This window comes from Streptomyces sp. NPDC019531 (genome assembly GCF_044903305.1).
In the GTDB taxonomy this organism is placed as follows: domain Bacteria; phylum Actinomycetota; class Actinomycetes; order Streptomycetales; family Streptomycetaceae; genus Streptomyces.
On record NZ_JBJDQL010000014.1, the window covers coordinates 17,424 to 37,037 of the forward strand.

The following is a 19,614-nucleotide window of genomic DNA, read 5'->3' on the forward strand; positions in this document are numbered from 1 at the left end:
CTAGATCATTACTTTTGGCCTTATGGACTATTCGGTGTGCCTGCTAAGTCGGGCCGGGCTGTCCACCGGTTCCGGGGTCGGCGGCGGTGTTACGGCCTCGCGACACCGCCGGGCCGCGCCTGCGACGACCGTTTCCAGCGGGCCACGCCCGACGTGCCGCCAGGAGAGGGCGAACAGGAGCGCTCCGGTGGTCATCACGGCGTAGAGGAGCTCGGGGGAGCCGGAGAGCGCGCCGGTGGCGAGCAGGAGCACATGGGCGGCGTAGAGGGTGAGCGGCATGCTGCCCGCCGCAGCGAGCGGCGTGAGCGCCCGCGTGAGAAGGGCGCTCCTGGTCAGCAGCAGGGCGCCGCCGAGGATCGCCGCCGCCGATCCCAGGGTGAGGAACATGTCGAACGGCGTGGTCGCGTGCGGCGCGCGGGAGAGCAGCGCCCACCAGGTCGCGCCGTCCGGGCTGTCCCACAGCGCCTCGGCGCGGGAGGCGCCCGGGAACTCCGCGCGCCACAGGTGCCGTAGCCCATCGAACCGGAACAGGACCAGCGACGACACCAGCCAGACACCCGCCACCAGGGCGAGGCCGCCTCCGAGGAGCCGGGACGCGACCTTTCGTGATGTCAGGTCAAGCCGCCCGATGGCGAGTCCGGCACACAGATAGGCGGTCCAGGCCAGCACCGGGTAGCCGCCGTGCACGAGCAGGTCCGACACCAGGCCGAGCGGGTCGGTGACCACGTCCTGGAGGGTCGGGTCGCCGTCGAAGACGGGCTCGGGCAGTACGCCCCGCAGCGCGTGGACGGCGAACGGTGCCCCCGCGGCCAGGGTCAGGGAAAGACCCGCCAGGGCCCGTGGGCCGAGGCCCAGCAGCGGGATCGCGATCAGGAACAACAGGGCGTAGAACGCCAGGATGACGTCGACGTCCAGGTCCGCGGCGCGTGAGGCGTAACCGAGCAGCAGCCCGATCAGCGCGATGACACCGGCCCGTGCCGCCACCGCGGCGGCCGCGGGCCGACCGGTGACCGGCCGGCGTCCGCCGGTCGTGAACGCCAGTCCGATCCCGGCCGTCACGGCGAACGTCGCCGAGGAACGGCCGCCCGCGAACATCCAGGCGGGCGTGGGTGACCCGGCCGCGTCGAACGCGCCGAACACGTGAACGGAGAACATTCCGAGCAGCGCGAGACCCCGTGCCACATCGACCCCCACGATTCGCGGCACGGCATGTTTCGGTACGTACGGAGCAGGCATGAGAATTCTCCAGAGAGGAATACGACGGAATAGTGCCCGCTGTTCAGCACGCAGCGGAAAACCATGATGAAGAACCCCCGTGGTTCCGGTGTGCCGGAAGAAAAAGAAGTGCCGTGAGACACTGAATGAGAGAGGAGGAGGAGCGGTTCGGTATGCGCCTGGAGTGACCACGCGGCGGTTGCGGGGCGGTCGGTTCGAGCCTTGGTCAGGGCCCTGAGAATGCAATCCGAATTCTTTCGAGGTGCTCATGAACGGGTCAAGCACGTTTCAGTCAATGGCGGTTTCTTGCTGGTCGACCGTTCGCTGGCGGTATGACCCGTTCGTGCCGTTCGATGGCGTCACCGGGGAACTCGCCTCACGGATGGCGCATATGTCATCCGGCATTCCGGTTTCCGGGGGCCATAAATTCAGCCACCGGGTTCATGACAGAAAAGGGGTTCGATTTCCTTGACGATTTCCGCGGAGTTGCCCGACGTTTTCTGCCGCATGACGGAACCGAACGCGAGCGGGCGTTCCCCGCACGGATGTGCCCCGGACCGGGACCGGGGGATGAGTGCACGCTCCCACGGCGGATACCTTTAGGTCGTGCAGCCAGCAAGCGAATCCCCTCAGCGGCCCTCCGGCCGTCTCCACCGGGCGCGTGCCCTCTACCGGAACGTGTCGAAGCGCAGGACCGCCTGGCTGCTGCTCAAGGACACGGTCAACTCGTGCATCGAGTACCGCATCCTGGGGCTCGCCGCCGAGGCCGCGTTCTTCTCACTGCTGTCGGTGCCGCCGCTGCTGCTCAGCCTCATCGGCCTGCTCGGCTACGTCGACGACTGGACCGGCACCGACACCATCACCAGCCTGGAGGCCAACCTCCTGCACGCCGCGCGCACGGTGCTGTCGGACAAGGGAGTACGGCAGATCGCGCAGCCGATCCTCGACGACGTGATGAAGGGCGGCCGTCCCGACGTCATCTCCGTCGGCTTCCTGTTCGCCCTGTGGTCCGGATCGCGCGCGGTGAACGTCTTCATCGACACCATCACCGTCATGTACGGCCTCGACGGGGTCCGGGGCATCGTCAAGACACGGCTCGTGGCGTTCGCGCTGTTCATCGCGGGGCTGCTGCTCGGGTCGGTGGCGCTGCCGCTGGTGGTGGCGGGGCCGGACGCGGTCGTACGGATCGTGCCGTGGTCGGAGACCCTGGTGCAGGTCCTGTACTGGCCCGTGGTGATCGTGCTGTCCATCGCCTTCCTGACGACGCTGTTCCACGTCTCGGTACCGGTGCGCTCACCGTGGATCGAGGACGTCCCCGGCGCGCTGGTGGCCCTGGCGATGTGGGTGCTGGGAAGCTTTTTGCTCCGCATCTACCTCCAGAACACCATCGAGGGCGCGACGATCTACGGCTCACTGGCCGCGGCGGTGGCGGTGCTGCTGTGGATCGGGGTCTCGGCCTTCGCGGTCCTGGTCGGCGCCGCGGTGAACGCCGCGATCGACCGCGTGTGGCCGGCGGCGGCCACGGCGGCGGCGCGCGCGGCGAACGAACGGATGCGGGAGGCGCAGGTCGCGGAGTATGTCGCCCGGGCGGCGGCGATCCGTGACTCCGACCCGGACCCGGAGGATCCCGACATGCCCTCTGAGTTCCCGGAGAGGTGGTCGCGCTTCCTGCCGCCGGAGGATGTGTCGTCCCGTCTGCGGACCCATGCGAAAACGACGCATCCCCCGCACAAGCCGGAGGGTTCCTGACGGGGGGTACGTCCTCGGCCGCGGGCCGGTGGGGGCTGGTCGCGCACACGCGGCTGAGCCGCATGTAGATACAGCCCCGCGCCCCTGAAGGGTGCGTCGTAACCTGGGTTTGTGTACGTGGAACGTGCGTCCAGGCTTGAGGGCGCTGTCATCTGGGCCGGGGACGGTGCCGGACGCGTCCTGCCCGACGGGTGCATGGATCTGCTCTGGAACCAGGGGCGACTGCTCGTCGCCGGGCCCGACACTCGTGCCTACGTCACCGGGGGTGCCCCGAGCAGCTGGGTCGGGCTGCGCTTCGCGCCCGGTTCCGCGCCCGCGTTCCTGGGCGTGCCCGCACACGAACTGCGGGACCTCCGTGTCGAGTTGGCCGATCTCTGGCCGGCTTCCGAGGTACGGCGGCTGCGTGGCCGTATCGCAAAGGCGCAGGACCCCGCCACGGCCCTCGAAGGGATCGCCCTGGAGCGAGCCGATCCACCCCACCCCGTTCTCCGTGCCCTCGTCGCATCCCTCGACGCCGGTCGTCCCGTCGCCGTGATCGCCGATGAACTCGGCCTCGGCGCACGGCAGTTGCACCGCCGCTCGCTCGCCGCCTTCGGGTACGGGCCGAAGACCCTCGCCCGCATCCTGCGGTTGCGGCGGGCGCTCGTGCTGGCTGGGGCCGGGGTGCCGTTCGCGGAGACGGCGGTGCGGAGCGGGTTCGCGGACCAGGCCCATCTCGCCCGGGATGTACGGGAGTTGACGGGGCTGCCGCTCGGGCGGCTACTCGCCGTCGGCTAGCGGGGCGTACAGGTCGACGCCGTTGCCGTCGGGGTCGTGCAGACAGGCGTAGCGCTGGCCCCAGTCGGCGTTCCAGGGCTTGAGTTCGCCGTGGAAGCCCTCTGCCACCAGCTCCTCGTAGACGGAGTCGACCTCGGTGGGGTCGGCGCAGCGCAGTGCGAGGCCGGTGCGGCTGCCACCGGTCGGTGGCTGCCAGGCGGGGTGGAAGGAGCGGACCGTGTCCTCGGTGTCGAGCATCAGCCGCACACCTCCCGGGAGTTCGGCCTCCGCGTGCGGCTGTGACTCGGCCCCTTCGGGGAACGGGAACCCGAGCCGCCGGTAGAAGGCGACCGAGGCGGCCATGTCGGAGGCCACCAGACCGATGGCGTCGAATCGTGGAGTCATGGGGCCACCGTAGGCAGGGACCGGGCCCCGGGTCTTGAAGGAATCGGACACGTCAGTCGAAGGTCACCGGCCCTTGGGGGGTGTCCACCGTGAAGGAGAGGCCCAACGGGCCCTCGGTGAGGGTGAGTTCGGTGTCCAGTGCGGCCAGCAGGGGGAGGATCTCGGCCGGCGTCGGAGCGGTCGCGGTGAGGGAGAGGAGGGGCGTGGTGGGGAGGTTCGAGGTCGTGGGATGGGCGGATGTACCCCAGTCGATGAGGAAGGGGACCAGACCGGAGGGGTGCTGGGTGTCGCCGTCCGTCAGGCGCCACCGCAGGAGAGTGCCGTCGGGTCTGCGACGGCTCATCGGGCGGATGTCTCCGGGGTCGTAGCCACGGGCCCGGGCGGTCGCCACCGCCGTGTCCAGGTCGGGCGGGCTGATCGCCCAGGTCACCGTGCGGGCGGTGGTGAGGGTGCCGACGTCGAACGGGCGCGGGCCCATCGGCTCCGGCTGGTCCGGATCCGGGCCGATGATCTCCAGGTAGGCGGTGCCGCCGAGGGACACCAGGTGGTTGCGGGTGCCGAGACCGACGTGCACACCGCCCGGGGCGGGCGTCACCCCGGTGCGCCGGGTGAAATCGGCGACCGTCGCCGCCAGGTCGGGGGTCGCGAGGACGAGATGGTCGAGGTGTGCGGGAATCGCGTTCACCGCGCCGAGGCTACGCACCGCCGACCGCACGATGGAACACCTGTACGGCGACACACCGGTCATCCACCGGGTACGGACCACTCCGCCGTAGCGGGACGGACCGTCCCCGGCCGGTCCCGGGACGCGGGGAGGTCTCGCCGTGCGCACCTCGGGACTGTGGCGCTGCGCCGTGCCAAGCGAAGCGAGCCGCCCCAGGGGGAACCACGGGGGGAACCACGGCGGTTCGGAAAGGGAGACCTCCTCGGAAGCCAATAGGGCAGTGGCCGCCGGCGCGTCATGGTCGTCCGCAAAGTGCTCGCCGCCGCCCTGACCGGGACAGCGGCCCCCCTTCCGTGCCGCAACGTTCGACGCCCGTCCGCCCCGGCCAGTTCCCGAGACGGGCCGGCGTGGAGGCGCACGCCGGGGCACCGGGCGCAGACCCTGATTCAGCCGCGCGGCGGCGCCGTGCTCGCCCGTTCCACGAGGCGTGTCGACAGCTCCGTGCGGGTGCTCTCCGGGCGGTCGCCCTCCATCATGCGGACCAGGAGGCGCAGCGCCGTGGCCGCCATCTCCGACAGGGGCTGGCGGACGGTGGTGAGGGGTGGGCTGGTCCAGCGGGCCTCGGGGAGGTCGTCGAAGCCGATGACGCTCATGTCGTCCGGGACGCGCAGGCCCCGCTCGGCCAGGGCCTCGTACACGCCGAGGGCCATGTGGTCGGAGCAGACGAAGACCGCGGTGGGGGGTTCGGGCAGGTCGAGGAGTTCGAGCATGCGGCGGTGGGCGATGCTCTCGTCGAAGGCGGCGTGACGGACGTACTCGGGACGCTGCCGTATGCCCGCCGCCGCCAGCGCGGAGCGGTAGCCCGCCACCCGCGCCCCGCTGCACATCTTGCGGTGGTGCCCGGCGACGACCGCGATGCGCTCATGGCCCAGCGCGAGCAGGTGCTCGGTGGCCGTCACTCCGCCCTGCCAGTTCGCCGCGCCCACGGAGACCGCGCCCACCGGTGGCTCCACGACCGGGTCGATCAGGATGTAGGGGATGCGGTGCTGGTCCAGCCAGCCGTACTGCGAAGGGGTCAGCTCGGCCAGGTTGAACAGCACTCCGGAGGAGCCGCGCGCGGTGAGCTTGTCCATCCAGCCGCGGTCCGCGCGCCCCGCCCGGGTCCGGGTCAGCCCGGCCGAGACCACCACCTCAAGGCCCGCGTCGTGGGCCGCCGCCTCCACTCCGTGCAGCACCGCCCCCGACCAGGAGGTCTCCAGCGAGTGCACGACCAGGTCGACCATCCCCGATGCCTTCGCCGCGTCGAACCTCGGTCTGCGGACGTAGCCGAGTCTGTCCAGTGCCTCGGTGACCCGGCGACGGGTCTCCGGGGCCACGTCCTCCCGGCCGTTGACCACCTTGGACGCGGTCGGCACCGACACGCCCGCCTCCCGGGCCACGACCGCCAGCGTCGGACCGGCAGCCACGCTCGCACTTCCCGTGCGGACCATCGGGAACCACCTCTCCGGCCCGCCCGAGGGCCATGAAAGTTTCGACCAGCGCGGAAACTGTCAGCGCGAAACAGTAAGCGCTTCCTACCCTAGGTTCGCCCAGTGAAGTGGGGAAGAGGTCGGGCTTCGCAGGTCTTGGTGTTTCCGTCACTTTCGAAACTTCGAACGCGCCGGCGAGCTATCCACAGCTGAGCCGGAACCCGCGGAAGTCAGCCGTGAAGGCCGCGTCGACCAGGTCCACCGCGTGGATTCCGGCCATCGCACCCGTGAACCGCAGCTTGGATCCGTGATCGTCGGAGAGCCGGCTGAAGTCCAGCCCCGGACCGACGGGAGTGCGGACGCGGTCGTCGTCGGTGTCGTCCGTGCCGCGCGCGTACCAGAAACGGGCCACCCCCTCCTCCACGGTCACACCGAGCGTGAACGCGCTTTCCGCGTCGGCGTCCAGCACGGCCACCTGCCGGGTGTTCCCTTCGTCCCGCTCGACCAGGCTGAGCACGGTCCGCCCGCCGCCCCGCCACTGCTGCCCGCGCTGCTCCTCGCCCTCGGGCTCCGCCCAGGTCAGGTCGAGGGCCAGATACGACTCGGTGTTGTACCAGAGCGCCAGCCCGGCGGCGTGCGTGAAGGTGCGCGGCCGCGCCTCCACGACGACCTGCGCCTCCGCCCGGTGCTCGGTGATCCGCTGAGCGAGCAGACTGTGCGCCCACCGCGATTCCGGTCCGTGCCGCCCGCGCAGCCGGATCCAGCCGGGACGTACGGCGGTGTCCGCCCAGGACGGGTCGGGAGCGGCCCGCAGGGAACTCCAGGGCCAGCCCAACGGGTCTTCTGGGTCTTCTGGGGTCGCGAGTTGCTCCGACGGGTACGGATCCGTGGGTACGTCGACCTCGGCCGCGGGGCGCGGAGGCGCGGGCACGTCGCCCCCCGGACGTGTGGGTACGGCGGTCTCGGTCCGTGGGTGCGTGGGTACGGTGCCCTCGTCCTCCGGGTGCGGGTGTGTGGGTACGGTGCCCTCGCCCACCGACCGTGGCTGCGTCGGTACGTCGACCTCGCCCACCGACCGTGGCTGTGTCGGTACGTCGACCTCGACCGCCGGATGCGCACCCCCGTGTCGCATCCTCGGCCAGCCCTCCGCGTTCCACGTCACCGCCTGGATCGCCGTCTCCCGGCCGAGCGGGCAGCGCGGCCCGTCCGGTGTGTGCAGTGGGCGGGCCGCGAGGTGGCTCAACACCCAGCTGTCGTCGGGCAGTTGGACCAGCTCACCGTGTCCTGCCTTCTGCAGCGGCAGCGAGGGATCGTCCCGGGACGTCAGCAACGGACGGTCGTCCAGTTCGTACGGCCCGGTGATCTCCCGGCTGCGGGCCACCAGCACACCGTGCTCGAAACCGGTGCCGCCCTCGGCGAGGACCAGGTAGTACCAGCCGTCCCGCCGGATCAACTTCGGCCCCTCGACGAGCCGTTCGTGCTGAAGCAGCAGGTGTGCGTCACCGACGGGCGCCAGCGTCTCCCGGTCAAGCTCGGTCAGCACGATCCCGGCGAAGCGCCGACCGCCGGGACGATGGTCGTTCTGGAGGTTGAGCAGCCACAGTCGGCCCTCGTCGTGGAAGAGCGCGGGGTCGAAGCCGTGGCTCGCGATCCTGCGCGGTGCCGTCCACTTGCCGGCCGTCTCCGTGGCCGTGGAGACATAGGTGTCCGTGTCGAAGTACGGCGTTCCCACCGAGCGGACGATCGAGTAGACCACCCAGAAGCGCTCGCCGTCCCAGCTCAGGGAGGGCGCCCAGATGCCGCCCGAATCGGGGACGCCCGCAAGGGAGTCGCCCGGGACCGCGCCCTCGACATGCCCCGCGTACTCCCAGTGCGCGAGGTCGCGTGAGCGGTGCAGCGGGATCGTCGGGAACCACTCGAAGGAGCTGGTCGCCACGTAGTACCGGTCACCGACGCGGACCATCGACGGGTCGGGGGCGAAGCCGCGGATCACCGGGTTGTGCAGCAGGGTCACTTGAGGGCCCCGAGGGTGACTCCGGAACGCCAGTAGCGGCGCATCGCGACCATCATGATCGCCATCGGGACGATGGACAGCAGGGCACCGGTGAGGACCAGGCTGGTGAGGTCGACGCCCGACTCCAGGCGCTTGCCGGACCAGTTGTAGAGGCCGATGTTGAGCGTCCAGTTGTTCTCGCCGCGCAGCACGGTCAGCGGCAGGAAGAAGGCGTTCCAGGTGTTCACGAAGGCCAGCAGGAAGACCGTCGCGCCGCCCGTCGTCATCATCCGCAGCACGATGCTGAAGAAGATCCGCAGCTCGCCGGCGCCGTCGATACGGGCCGCTTCGAGGAGTTCGAAGGGGATCGTGGCCTCGGTGTACACCTTGGCGAGGTACACGCTGAACGGGTTGATCAGACAGGGGACCAGCATCGCCCAGGGCGTGTCGACCAGGCCGATCTCCGAGAACAGCAGATACAGCGGCAGCGTGAGCAGCGCGATCGGGATCAGGAAGGAACCGACGACACACGCGAACACCAGGTTGCGGCCCGGGAAGTCGAAGCGCGCGAGACCGTAGCCGGTCGCGAGCGCCAGCAGCGTGCCACCCAGCGAGCCGACACCGGCGTACAGGAACGAGTTGGCGGTCCAGCGCAGGAAGATGCCGTCCTCATAGGTGAACAGCTGATGCAGGTTGTCCCACAGATGCCAGCCGGAGAACCACAGGCCGTTGGACTGGTAGAGCCCGGTGCGGTCCTTGGTGGAGGCGACGATCAGCCACCACACCGGAAACAGGCTGTAGACGCTCGCCAGGGAGAGGCCCACCAGGAGGAACCGCTGCCCGCCCCGTGAACGGGCAGCGGAGTCGGGTGTGTTGAGACGGCGGACGTGCTGCGTCCTGCGAGGGCGTTCCTCGGTGAGCGTCATCAGTCGGCCTCCTTCGAGGTGAACCGGTAGAACAGGAAGGAGGCGACACCGAGGATCAGGGCGAGCAGTACCGAAAGCGCCGCCGCGTAGTGGTAGTTGCCCGCGTTGAACGCCTGGTTGTAGATGATCATGATCGGGGTGAAGGAGTCACTGACCGTCTGCGGGGTGACGTTGCGGAACAGCGCGGGCTCGTTGAAGATCTGCAGCATCTGGATGATCGACAGCATGCCGGTGAGCACCAACGCGCCCCGCACGAACGGGATCTTGATGCTCAGCGCGATCCGCCACTCCGTGGCCCCGTCCAGGCGCGCGGCCTCGAACAGCTCACGGGGTACGCCCTGGAGCGCCGAGTAGATGATGACCATGTTGTAGCCGATGCCGTGCCAGGTCAGCAGGTTGCCGATGGACGGCCACACCATCGAGGGCGCGAAGAAGTTCCAGGAGAACCCGAAGACCTCGCCGAGCGGGGTGAGCGGACCGACATCCGGGCTGTACAGGTTGAGCCACACGATCGCGGCGACCACGCCCGGAATCATGTACGGCACCAGCAGCAGGATCCGGAACCGCCCGGCCGCCTTCGAGGACAGCGCGTCCAGGAGCAGCGCGAGCACCAGACTGACGAGCAGCATGACGGGGATCTGCACACAGGCGAACAGCACGACCCGCAGCACGGAGCCCATGAACGCCGAGTCGGTCAGCCCCTGTTGGTAGTTGTCGAGCCCGGAGAACTCATCGGTCGCGCCGCCGAGCCCCAGCCCGGAGGACTGCGACCGGTACAGCGACTGGTAGACGGCGTACCCGATCGGCAGCAGGTACAGGAAGACGAAGCCGAGCTGGAAGGGCACCGTGAAGGCGGCACCCTTCCAGCGCAGAGAGCGAATCATCAGAAGCAGCCCTCAGCCTCTAGCCCTTGACGCTGATGCCGCGGGACTTCAGGTCGTTGACCGTCCACTCCTGCATGTGGGCGAGGAGCTCGGTCACCGTCTGCTCCTTGCTCACCACCTTGGCCCAGCCGGCCTGCATCTCGGTGAACATGGCGGTCCAGTCGGGCCCGAACGTCCAGTCGGTGGTGACGGTCTTCAGACTGTCCTTCACGATCTGCTGCCCCGCCTGGTAGTTGGACCCGAGCAGCTTCTCGGAGACCGCCTCGGGCACATACGAGTTGCTGTCGGCCAGCGCCGGCATCACGCCGTTGCCGGTCTCCGGGCTCGCCATCGTCTTGACCGCGCCGGTGTTCGTGGACATCCACAGCGCGGCCTCGGCGGCCTGCTCCTGGTTCTTGCAGTCCTTGGTCACCAGGGTCACGCTGCCGGTCAGGTTGGTGCCGGCCGGAGTCTTGGCGGCCTCACCGGCGAAGGCCGGCCAGGGCGACAGCGCCCAGTCGCCGAACGACTTGGTGAAGTTCTGCACCATGCCGGCCATCTGCCAGGTCGAGATCTGCCGGGTGGCGGTCCCGCCGTTGTCGTAGTTGCGCTGCACGGCCGCGTAGTCGGCGAACGACAGCTTGCTGTTGAGGTCGTTGTCGACGATCTCCTGGATCACCTTGGCGGCCTTCAGGGTGCCCGCGTCCTGGAAGTCCACCTTCCAGGAGTTGCCGTCGATGGAGTACCAGTGCGCCCCGGCCTGCATGGCCAGCACCTCAAGCGTGCTCGGGTCCTCACCGGCATAGTTGGTGATCTTGATGCCGTGCTTCTTCAGCACCTTGCCCGCGGCGATGAACTCGTCCCAGGTCGTCGGCGCCTCGATGCCGTACTTCTTGAAGATGTCGGTGCGATAGATGGTGAAGTTCGGCGAGGAGCTGGTGGGAACGCCGTACGACTTCCCCTGCACCTGCGCACTCGCCCACGACCCGGTGTTGAACTTGGCCTTCTCGCCGTCGACGTACTTCGAGATGTCGGCCAGCGCGCCCTGCGCGACCCAACTGGTCACGTACTCGGCGGTGTTCTGCACCAGACAGGGCGCGTTGCCCGCCTTCACCGCGTTGGTCAACTGCTTCTGCATGGTCAACTGGTCGGTGACCTTCGTGTACTTCAGCTGGATGTCCTTGTGCGAGGCGTTGAACGCCTTGACGACGGCATCCTGGCCGTTGGCCCAGCCCCAGAAGGGGAGGGTGACCGGGCCCGACGACTGCGGGTCGCCGGAGTCGGACCCGCCGCACGCGGTGAGCAGACCTGACAGCGCGAGTCCCGCAACGGCGGCGCGGGCGACCTTTCTCCGGGGGCTGCTGAAGTTCATCTGACCGTGTTCCTTCGCGAAGTAGGGCGTCTCGGAGAGGAGAGGGGGGCGGCGGCTCGGTGTCGGACCGGAAACGGCGGCCGGAAGTTCATCGGCTCGCGGTTGTGGGGGTCGGCGCAGCAGAAGCTGTAGTAACCGGTTGCTGGGACGTTAGGCCGACGGTCCTGTGGTTAGCAAGAGGTAGACGGCAATTTGTTACGCCGCTTTGTCCGTGAGGTTAGGACCGAGTGCGCGCCGCATGACGTCCCGGGATTGACGTACTGCCAGCTCAGAGAGCTCTTGGCGGGACGGAGACACGGCCCGGCCGAGCCGCTTCTCCGGCTCGCCCCGATCCGGATGGCTTACGAGAAACCGTTTACGAAACGATCTCTTTCCTCTTCCCGCTAGCGGGGTTGGGCGGGCGGCCGCACGGAGTTCCGTACGACGACATGGGTGCCCAGCACCAGATGGTCCCCGTCAGCCCCCCTGCGCCGGGTTCCGCCCCCTTCGCGGCGATCGGCGACGGCACGCAGGGCGACCCGGCCCATCTCCTCGTAGGGCACGTGGACGGTGGTGAGCTGGGGGGTGAGCTGGGAGGCGAGCGGGATGTCGTCGTACCCGACGATCGACACGTCCTCGGGCACCCGTAGCCCGGCCGCGCGCAGGGCCTGCATGGCGCCGGCCGCGACGACGTCCGTGCCGGCGAGGACGGCGGTGAAACCGAGCCCGTCGCGCAGGCACTCCTCGACGGCCTCGTACCCGTGCTCGTAGTCGTAGGGCCCGTGGCGCACCATGCCGGCCTCGAACGGCACGCCGTACGCCTCGAAGGCCCGCCGCGCCCCCTCCAACCGCCCTTGGGCGGTGGTGAGTTCGGAGTGCCCCGGCAACACGAGCACTTTCCGGTGCCCGGCCGACAACAGATGGCTGGCCATCGCGTAGGCGCCGCCCTCGTTGTCGTAGTCGACCGTGGTGGCCGGTACGTCGCCTTCGAGCGGAGGCCGGCCGACGAGCACGAGATGCGACCCGGCGGCGTCCAGGGAACGGGCGAACCTGGCCATGCGCAGCTGGTACTCGTCGTAGTCGTAGGCGCCGCCGAGCAGCACCACGGCCGCGACCCCCTGCTGGCGCATGAGGTTGACGAGGGTGAGCTCCCGCTCCGGATCGTCCCCGGTGGTTCCCACCAACGACAGCCATCCCCTGAGCGTGGCGGCCCCCTCAACACCCTTGGCCACGTGGGCGAACGCCGCACCGGTGATGTTGTTGATGAGGATCGCGACGGTGGGCGTACCCCCGCCGGCCAGCGACCGGGCATGGGCGTTGGTGACGTAGTCCAGGTCACGAACGACCTTCATCACCTTGCGGCGCAGGTCCTCGGAGACCGGATAGTTCCCGGACAGCACCCGCGAAACGCTGGCCACGGACACCCCGGCCCGCTCCGCCACGTCCCGGATGGTGGCCCGTCCGACGTCCCCGGACGCCTTGCGCTGACTCACCCTTGCGGCTCCTTAGCGATAGTGCCCCGGCCCCACAGGACCCAGGGTTCGGAAACCGTATCCCATTGTTACTCCGGCCCTGGTCGGGCGGTGCGAGCCTCAAAGGGTCGGCGAGCGCCCACCAGTTTCCACCGCACTCAGGACACCGGCAGGAGCCCGGCGGCAGGCGAACCGGTCGCGGGGCAGGCGAACCCCGGTCGCGGAGCAGGCGAACCAGTCGCCCCCACGGAACCCCGCAATCCGCATCACCTCAAGCCACCCGAGCCATGTCCGCGTACCGCACCTCATGCACCAACCCCTCCCCGGCCCCCACCCGCTCCAGCTCCTCCACCACGATCCGCCCGAGCCGCTCCAGCTCGTTCCCGAGCGACCCGGCGATATGAGGTGTGAGAAACACGTTCGGCAGTCGGTACAGCGGTGACTCCGAAGGCAGCGGTTCGGGCTCGGTCACATCGAGCACCGCACGCAGTCGCCCGGAAACCAGCTCGGCGGTCAGCGCGTCGGGGTCGACGAGCGCCCCCCGTGACGTGTTGATGAGCACGCCCCCGTCCCGGATCAGCCCGAGTCGCGCCCCGTCCAGCATCCGGTAGGTCTCCGGAATGTCGGGCGCGTGCAGCGACACGATGTCGCTGCGCCGCAACAGGTCCTCCAGCGACGTCGGTTCGGCCCCCAGCGCGGTCGCCTCCGCGGGACTGACGTACGGGTCGTGCAACAGCACGGTGAAGTCGAAGGGCCGCAGCAGCTCCAGCAACCGCCGGCCCACCCGGGACGCCCCGATGACCCCGATCCGCCGCCCCGCGTTCCCCGTGTCCGCGGTCTCCGCCGGAGCCGGATACACGTGGCCGACCCGGAACCGCTCCCGGTGATCGAACGCGTCCTTCCCGCACAGCAGGATCATCGCGAGGGTGTACTCCGCGACCGGCAGGGCATTGCCGGTGACCGCGCTGGAGACGGCGATCCCGCGTTTCCACAGCTCTTCGCCGACCAGTGGGCGGACGGAGCCCGCGGCGTGCAGGACGGTGCGCAGTCGGGGGGCCGCGGTGAGGACGCCGGCGTCGAGGCGGGGGCAGCCCCAGCCGGTGATCAGGACCTCGGCGCGGGCCAGGGCGTCCGCCGCGGCGGGGTCGGTGAAGTCCTGGACGACGAGCGCGGGATCGAGGTCGGCCGCCTCGCTCAGCCGGGTCATCAGGGGTGGGGGGAAGAGCAGGGGGAGGTGCACGGGATCCATCGCGAACACGGCCCTGGGTGGCTGAGGGCTGGGCATGTCACTCCTGACGCACTGGTAGAAACGGTTTCTGAAAACGCCTTCTACAGCAGATCTACCGTAGGTCTGAGGTCGAGGGGTGGTCAATCGGTGAACGGGTGGATCAAACAACCGGTTTCCATCCGCCCTCGGTGTCGGCGAGGTTACACAGTCTTTTCGAAAACCCGTCAATGGTCTTGACGCCGTTTCCGGACAGGGCAGAAGCTCTGCCCCAACGCAGCAACCGGTTGTCTTCCTGTCTTCCTGTCTTCCGGTTGCCGCGTTTCCATGACCGGACAGAGCAGGAGGTGGGTGTGTCGTGGACCAACATGCCGGTGCCGCGGCGGGGGCGGCAACGCTGAGCGGTCGCGCGATGAAGGTGTCGAGCGCGGTCGGCGTCGCCGGCGAGACCGTCACGGTGATGGCCGACGTCGACGACATCTCCGTGGACCTGATCAAGCAGGCGCAGACCGACATCGGTCGTCCCGATCCTGCTGATCTTCCTCGTCGCCCAGCGCGGCTTCGTCGCCGGCATGTCGACGACCGGTCTCAACCAGCCGTCCCCCCTCATCTGTTCGCAAGGAGCCACGCATGAACCCGCCCTTGTCCCGCCGTACGGCCATCCAGGCGGCCGGCGCCACCGCGCTCGCCGCGGGTCTGACCAACCTGACGGCCACGGCAGCACGGGCCGACGACACCGCCGCCGCTGCCGCACCGAAGCTGGTGACCTACCCCCGCCCCTCCGGGATGCCGACCAACACCAGCTTCCGGGTCCGCGTCCGTACCGCCCCCGATGGCGAGTGGCAGACCCTGGACATCTGGCGGCCCCAGCTGGGCGAGATCAACCCGACCACCGGCTCCAGCAAGACCTACGACTCCTCGCTGGCGTACTTCGACTTCCAGGGCTCCGTCGAGGTCGAGGTCACCTACCTCAAGGGCGGCACCAGCAAGGTCAGGGTGCGACCGGACTCGTACGGCATCACCCCCGAAGTCGGCGGCGACACCCTGGTGTTCACGCTCGACCAGCCGCGCAACGTCGTCGTCCAGATCAACGACGACATCTTCGACTGTCTCCACCTGTTCGCCCGCGCCATCGACAAGAAGCGGCCGGCCGAGGACGACCCGAACGTCCTCTACTACGGCCCCGGCGTCCACACCACCGCCGACGGCAACCTGCTCGTCCCCTCCGGCAAGACCGTGTACCTCGACGGCGGAGCCGTCCTCAAGGCCACCGTGATCTTCCGGAACGTCGAGCACGCCGGGATCGCCGGACGCGGTGTGCTCGCCGGGACCGTGGCCGGCGGTGCCCTCGTGGAGAACTCGCGGAACATCTCCATCGGCGCGGTCACCGTGCTCAACCCCAACGGCTACGCGGTCCAGTTGGGCGAGGCCACCGGTGTCACCATCAAGGGCCTCGGCTCCTTCAGCTCCAAGGGCTGGGGCGACGGCATCGACGTCTTCTGCTCCAGCGACGTCGTCATCGACGGCGTCTTCATGCGCAACTCGGACGACTGCATCGCCATCTACACCCACCGCTGGGACTACTACGGCGACACCACCAACGTCACCGTCCGCAACTCCACCCTCTGGGCGGACGTCGCCCACCCCATCAACGTCGGCACGCACGGCAACACCGACAACCCCGAGGTCCTGAAGAAGCTCACCTTCAAGAACCTCGACATCCTCGACCACCGCGAACCGCAGATGAACTACCAGGGCTGCATCGCCCTCAACCCCGGCGACTCCAACCTGATCAAGAACGTCCGCATCGAGGACGTCCGGATCGAGGACTTCCGCTGGGGCCAGGTCATCTACATGAAGGTCATGTACAACACGAAGTACAACACCTCGGTCGGCCGCGGCATCCAGGACGTCTACGTCAAGAACCTCAGCTACACGGGCACGAACGCCGAGCCCTCGCTCTTCCTCGGCTACGACGCCGACCACGCCATCAAGGACGTCACCTTCGAGAACCTGGTGATCAACGGGCTGGTCGTCGCCGACTCGATGAAGAAGCCGAGCTGGTACTACACCACCGACACGATCCAGTGGATCTCCAACGAGCACGTGACCAACCTGAAGTTCATCACCACTGCCGAGGCCGAGGCGGTCGCCACATCATGAGCACCATGCCCCCGCGAACCATCGCTCCGAGCCGTCGTGGCTTCCTCGGCGGCACAGCGGCCCTGCTGCTGGTGGCGGGTGCGAGCGGACTGCTCGCACCCGGCACCGCCCGGGCCACCGACCAGAAATCCGGCAGCCGCGCCTTCGCGCACCCCGGCCTGCTGCACAGCGCCGCGGACCTCGCGCGCATGAAGGACGCGGTCGCCGCCAAGCAATCCCCCGTCTACGACGGCTACTTGGCGTTCGCGGCCCATGCGCGCTCGAAGTCGACGTACACCGTCCAGAACACCGGACAGATCACCTCCTGGGGCCGTGGCCCCTCCAACTTCATGAACCAGGCCGTCGCCGACTCGGCCGCCGCCTACCAGAACGCCCTGATGTGGGCCGTCACCGGCGACCGCGCCAACGCCGACAAGGCCCGCGACATCCTCAACGCCTGGTCGGCCTCCCTGACCATGGTCACTGGTGCCGACGGCCCCCTCGGCGCGGGCCTCCAGGCCTTCAAGTTCGTCAACGCGGCCGAACTGCTCCGCCACACCGGCTACGACGGCTGGACGGACGCGGACATCGCCCGCTGCGAGCGCTCCTTCCTGGACGTCTGGTATCCGGCCGTCTCCGGCTACATGCTCTACGCCAACGGCAACTGGGACCTGACGGCCATGCAGACCATCCTGGCCATCGGGGTGTTCTGCGAGGAGCCGACCCTCTTCGAGGACGCGCTGCGGTTCGCCGCGGCGGGCGCGGGCAACGGCTCCATCGCGCACCGGATCGTCACCGACGCGGGCCAGGGCCAGGAGGCCGGCCGCGACCAGGGGCACGAGCAGCTCGCGTTGGGGATGACCGGGGACATCGCGCAGGTCGCCTGGAACCAGGGCGTCGACCTGTGGGGCTACGACGACAACCGTATTCTCGCCAACTTCGAGTACGCGGCCCGCTACAACCTCGGCAACGACGTCCCCTTCACCCCCGACCTCGACCGCACCGGCAAGTACATCAAGACGGCCGTCTCCGCGATCAGCCGCGGCAACATCCCGCCGGTCTACGAGATGGCCTACGCCCACTACGCCGGCGTCCGCGGCCTCGACACCCCGTACACCAAGGCGACCGTCTTCCGAGGTACCGGGGGCGCCCGGGTCGTCGAGGGCAGCAACGACGACGTGCCCAGCTGGGGGACCTTCGCCTACGCGACCACGACAGCGTCCTCGGAGACCGTGCCGACCCCTCCGGCGGGGATCACGGCGGCCGGGGACCGCACCCGGGTCACCGTGAACTGGCTGCCGTCCACCTGGGCCACCGGCTATACGGTCCGTCGTGCCACCCGGCCCGAGGGGCCCTACGAGGAGATCGCCACCGGCGTCGGCAAGCCGACGTACACGGACGACCGGGTGCGCCCGGGGCGGACGTACCACTACACCGTCACCGCCACCAACTCCCGGGGCAGCAGCGACGATTCGGCCCTTTGCTCGGCGACCGCCGGTCTCCCCGAGCCCTGGTCGACCCAGGACATCGGGGACGTCAGGATCCCCGGCTCGGCGGTCTTCGACGGCGAGCGCTTCGTGCTGGAGGCGTCCGGCACCGACGACACCCACCGGCTCGTGCATCTGCCCCTGCGTGGCGACGGCACGGTGACCGCGCGGATCGTGTGGCCGCTGAGCTCGCAGTACTCCAAGATCGGCGTCAGTGTGCGGGCATCCCTGGACGCGGACGCGGCGCACGCGGCCATGGTGATCCAGGGGCTGCCGCTGCACACCTGGAGCGGGGTCTTCTCGACGCGGCCGACCACGGGGGCCGCCGTCTCCGGGACCGGCAGCACACCCGTACCGCCCTCGCAGCAGACGGCGATCACCACGAGTGCGGCCTTCCCGATCTCCAGCCTCGGCGTGCTGCCGGAGTCGGCGACTCCGCTGGAGGCGCCCTACGTCGAGGCCGCGGGTGACGGCTACCGGCTGCGCACGCCCTACTGGGTGCGGCTGACCCGGCGCGGCCGTCGCTGCACCGGGGCGATCTCCCCGGACGGCATTCGCTGGACCGAAGTCGGCTCCGCCGAGGTCGAGTTGGGGCGCACCGCATACGCGGGCCTGCTCCTCACCTCCTGCCTGGGCGTCGACAAGGACTACGCCGAGACCGGCACCGGCGCCTTCGACAACGTCACCGTGACCTCCGCGTCCGGCGACGAGATCTGGTCGGTGCCCCACCCTGCCCGTACCGCCGGCGACTTGAGCGCGGTGAGCGGTGCCGACGCCGTCGAGCTGGCCTGGACCGACCCGGACCTCTCGGCCCGGTACAAGGTGCTGCGCGCCACCGATGCCGACGGCCCGTACCTCACCCTGGCGACCGGAGTCGGCCCGGTGGGGTCCGGCACCCGCATCCAGTACGCGGATGCCACGGGTGTGCCCGGGACGACCTACCACTACGCCGTCGCCAAGACCAACACCACCGGACGCGGACCGCTCTCGGAGCCGGCCGCCGCGCAGATGCCCACCCCGTCCGTACCGCAACTCACCTCCGCCGCCAAAGCGTTCGCCAACAAGGGGGTCGCGTTCCGGCACGTCCTGCGCGCCTCGCACGAGCCGGTCCGCTTCACCGCCACCGGCCTCCCCGACGGCCTCCGCGTCGACAAGCGCACCGGCCTCATCCACGGAACCCCGCGCGAGACCGGCGAGTTCACCGTCACCACCACCGCCGGCAACGCGGCGGGCGACGGCGCCGCAAGCCTCACCCTCACGGTGGGCACACCCCCGCCGTCCCCGTGGACGTACGGCGACCTCGGCGACGTGGTCCTCGACGACCGCGCCTTCGGGACCCTGGGTGTGGCCGCGATCCTCACCCCCGGCAGCACCGCCCACGATGACGGGACCTTCGTGGTGCGCGGTGCCGGAGTGGATCTCACCGCCAACAACCAGGGGATGACAGGGCAGTTCGTACGGCAGCCCGTCACCGGTGACTGCCAGGTCACCGCCCGCCTCGTCTCCCGTACCGGAGCCACCGCCGACCGTGTCGGACTGCTGATGGCCAAGTCGCTGTCGCCGTTCGACCAGGCGGCCGGGGCGATCGTCACCGGCGGCACCACCGCACAGCTCATGCTGCGCAAGACCGTCGCCGCTGGCTCCGCCTTCACCGGCAGCGGCGCCGTCCAACTCCCCACACTCCTGCGGCTGAGGCGCACCGGGACCGCCTTCACCGCAGCCGTCTCCACCGACGACGGCGCCACCTGGACCGACCTCGCCTCCGGCGAGATCCCCGGCTTCGGTGACGCCCCCTACTACGTGGGTCTGGTGGTCTGCTCCCGCAGTCCGCTGGCCCTCGGCACCACCACCTTCGACGAGGTGAGCATCATCCCCATCTGATTCCCCCCACGGAACG

15 protein-coding genes are annotated in these 19,614 nt (G+C 69.4%); 5 read left to right on the plus strand and 10 right to left on the minus strand.

Features of this window, described 5'->3' with window-relative positions; all coding sequences use genetic code 11:
* Positions 1-27 precede the first annotated feature (27 nt).
* Positions 28-1,206, minus strand: coding sequence for a heparan-alpha-glucosaminide N-acetyltransferase domain-containing protein (locus ACI2L1_RS18595; protein WP_404740399.1), 1,179 nt, complete (start codon positions 1,204-1,206; stop codon positions 28-30).
* Positions 1,207-1,821: 615 nt separating this feature from the next.
* Between ACI2L1_RS18595 and ACI2L1_RS18600 the strand changes: the two genes are divergently transcribed.
* Positions 1,822-2,964: a YihY/virulence factor BrkB family protein gene (locus ACI2L1_RS18600; protein WP_404740400.1), complete on the plus strand. Its 1,143-nt coding sequence runs from the start codon at positions 1,822-1,824 to the stop codon at positions 2,962-2,964.
* A 111-nt stretch (positions 2,965-3,075) separates the two neighbouring features.
* Positions 3,076-3,741, plus strand: coding sequence for a helix-turn-helix domain-containing protein (locus tag ACI2L1_RS18605; RefSeq protein ID WP_404740401.1), 666 nt, complete (start codon positions 3,076-3,078; stop codon positions 3,739-3,741).
* Here ACI2L1_RS18605 and ACI2L1_RS18610 read toward each other — a convergent pair.
* The 9 genes from ACI2L1_RS18610 to ACI2L1_RS18650 all read right to left on the minus strand — a co-directional run bounded on the left by ACI2L1_RS18610 (position 3,724) and on the right by ACI2L1_RS18650 (position 14,148).
* On the minus strand, positions 3,724-4,125 hold the full coding sequence (locus tag ACI2L1_RS18610; protein ID WP_404740402.1) for a VOC family protein: 402 nt from the start codon (positions 4,123-4,125) through the stop codon (positions 3,724-3,726). The genes ACI2L1_RS18605 and ACI2L1_RS18610 overlap by 18 nt on opposite strands.
* A 52-nt stretch (positions 4,126-4,177) precedes the next feature.
* Positions 4,178-4,810, minus strand: a complete 633-nt coding sequence (locus ACI2L1_RS18615) for a VOC family protein (protein WP_404740403.1) — start codon at positions 4,808-4,810, stop codon at positions 4,178-4,180.
* 425 nt (positions 4,811-5,235) lie between these two features.
* Entirely contained in the window at positions 5,236-6,279 is a 1,044-nt protein-coding gene (locus ACI2L1_RS18620) for a LacI family DNA-binding transcriptional regulator (protein ID WP_404740404.1), read from the minus strand.
* A 178-nt stretch (positions 6,280-6,457) separates the two neighbouring features.
* The gene (locus tag ACI2L1_RS18625; RefSeq protein WP_404740405.1) at positions 6,458-8,272 is read right to left on the minus strand and encodes a family 43 glycosylhydrolase; all 1,815 of its coding nucleotides are present in this window, start codon (positions 8,270-8,272) and stop codon (positions 6,458-6,460) included.
* Positions 8,269-9,177, minus strand: coding sequence for a carbohydrate ABC transporter permease (locus ACI2L1_RS18630; RefSeq protein WP_404740406.1), 909 nt, complete (start codon positions 9,175-9,177; stop codon positions 8,269-8,271). Before ACI2L1_RS18630 ends, ACI2L1_RS18625 begins: the two co-directional genes overlap by 4 nt.
* Positions 9,177-10,061 carry a carbohydrate ABC transporter permease gene (locus ACI2L1_RS18635; RefSeq protein ID WP_404740407.1) on the minus strand — a complete coding sequence of 295 codons (885 nt, stop codon included), beginning with the start codon at positions 10,059-10,061 and terminating at the stop codon, positions 9,177-9,179. The genes ACI2L1_RS18630 and ACI2L1_RS18635 overlap by 1 nt, the downstream gene beginning before the upstream one ends.
* A gap of 19 nt (positions 10,062-10,080) precedes the next feature.
* A complete protein-coding gene (locus ACI2L1_RS18640) occupies positions 10,081-11,412 on the minus strand; it encodes an ABC transporter substrate-binding protein (RefSeq protein ID WP_404740408.1) in 1,332 nt (443 codons plus the stop codon).
* A 383-nt stretch (positions 11,413-11,795) separates the two neighbouring features.
* A complete protein-coding gene (locus ACI2L1_RS18645) occupies positions 11,796-12,884 on the minus strand; it encodes a LacI family DNA-binding transcriptional regulator (RefSeq protein ID WP_404740409.1) in 1,089 nt (362 codons plus the stop codon).
* Positions 12,885-13,134: 250 nt separating this feature from the next.
* Positions 13,135-14,148 (minus strand): hydroxyacid dehydrogenase, encoded by a 1,014-nt coding sequence (locus tag ACI2L1_RS18650; RefSeq protein ID WP_404740410.1) that lies wholly within the window; start codon positions 14,146-14,148, stop codon positions 13,135-13,137.
* A 298-nt stretch (positions 14,149-14,446) separates the two neighbouring features.
* Here ACI2L1_RS18650 and ACI2L1_RS18655 point away from each other — a divergent pair, with 298 nt between their 5' ends.
* From ACI2L1_RS18655 to ACI2L1_RS18665, 3 genes are read left to right on the plus strand one after another with little or no spacing between them, the layout of a single operon-like run.
* Positions 14,447-14,722 carry a hypothetical protein gene (locus tag ACI2L1_RS18655; RefSeq protein ID WP_404740411.1) on the plus strand — a complete coding sequence of 92 codons (276 nt, stop codon included), beginning with the start codon at positions 14,447-14,449 and terminating at the stop codon, positions 14,720-14,722.
* Positions 14,719-16,251 carry a glycosyl hydrolase family 28 protein gene (locus ACI2L1_RS18660; RefSeq protein ID WP_404740412.1) on the plus strand — a complete coding sequence of 511 codons (1,533 nt, stop codon included), beginning with the start codon at positions 14,719-14,721 and terminating at the stop codon, positions 16,249-16,251. The genes ACI2L1_RS18655 and ACI2L1_RS18660 overlap by 4 nt, the downstream gene beginning before the upstream one ends.
* Positions 16,252-16,256: 5 nt before the next feature.
* Positions 16,257-19,598 (plus strand): alginate lyase family protein, encoded by a 3,342-nt coding sequence (locus ACI2L1_RS18665; RefSeq protein WP_404740413.1) that lies wholly within the window; start codon positions 16,257-16,259, stop codon positions 19,596-19,598.
* Positions 19,599-19,614: the final 16 nt, after the last annotated feature.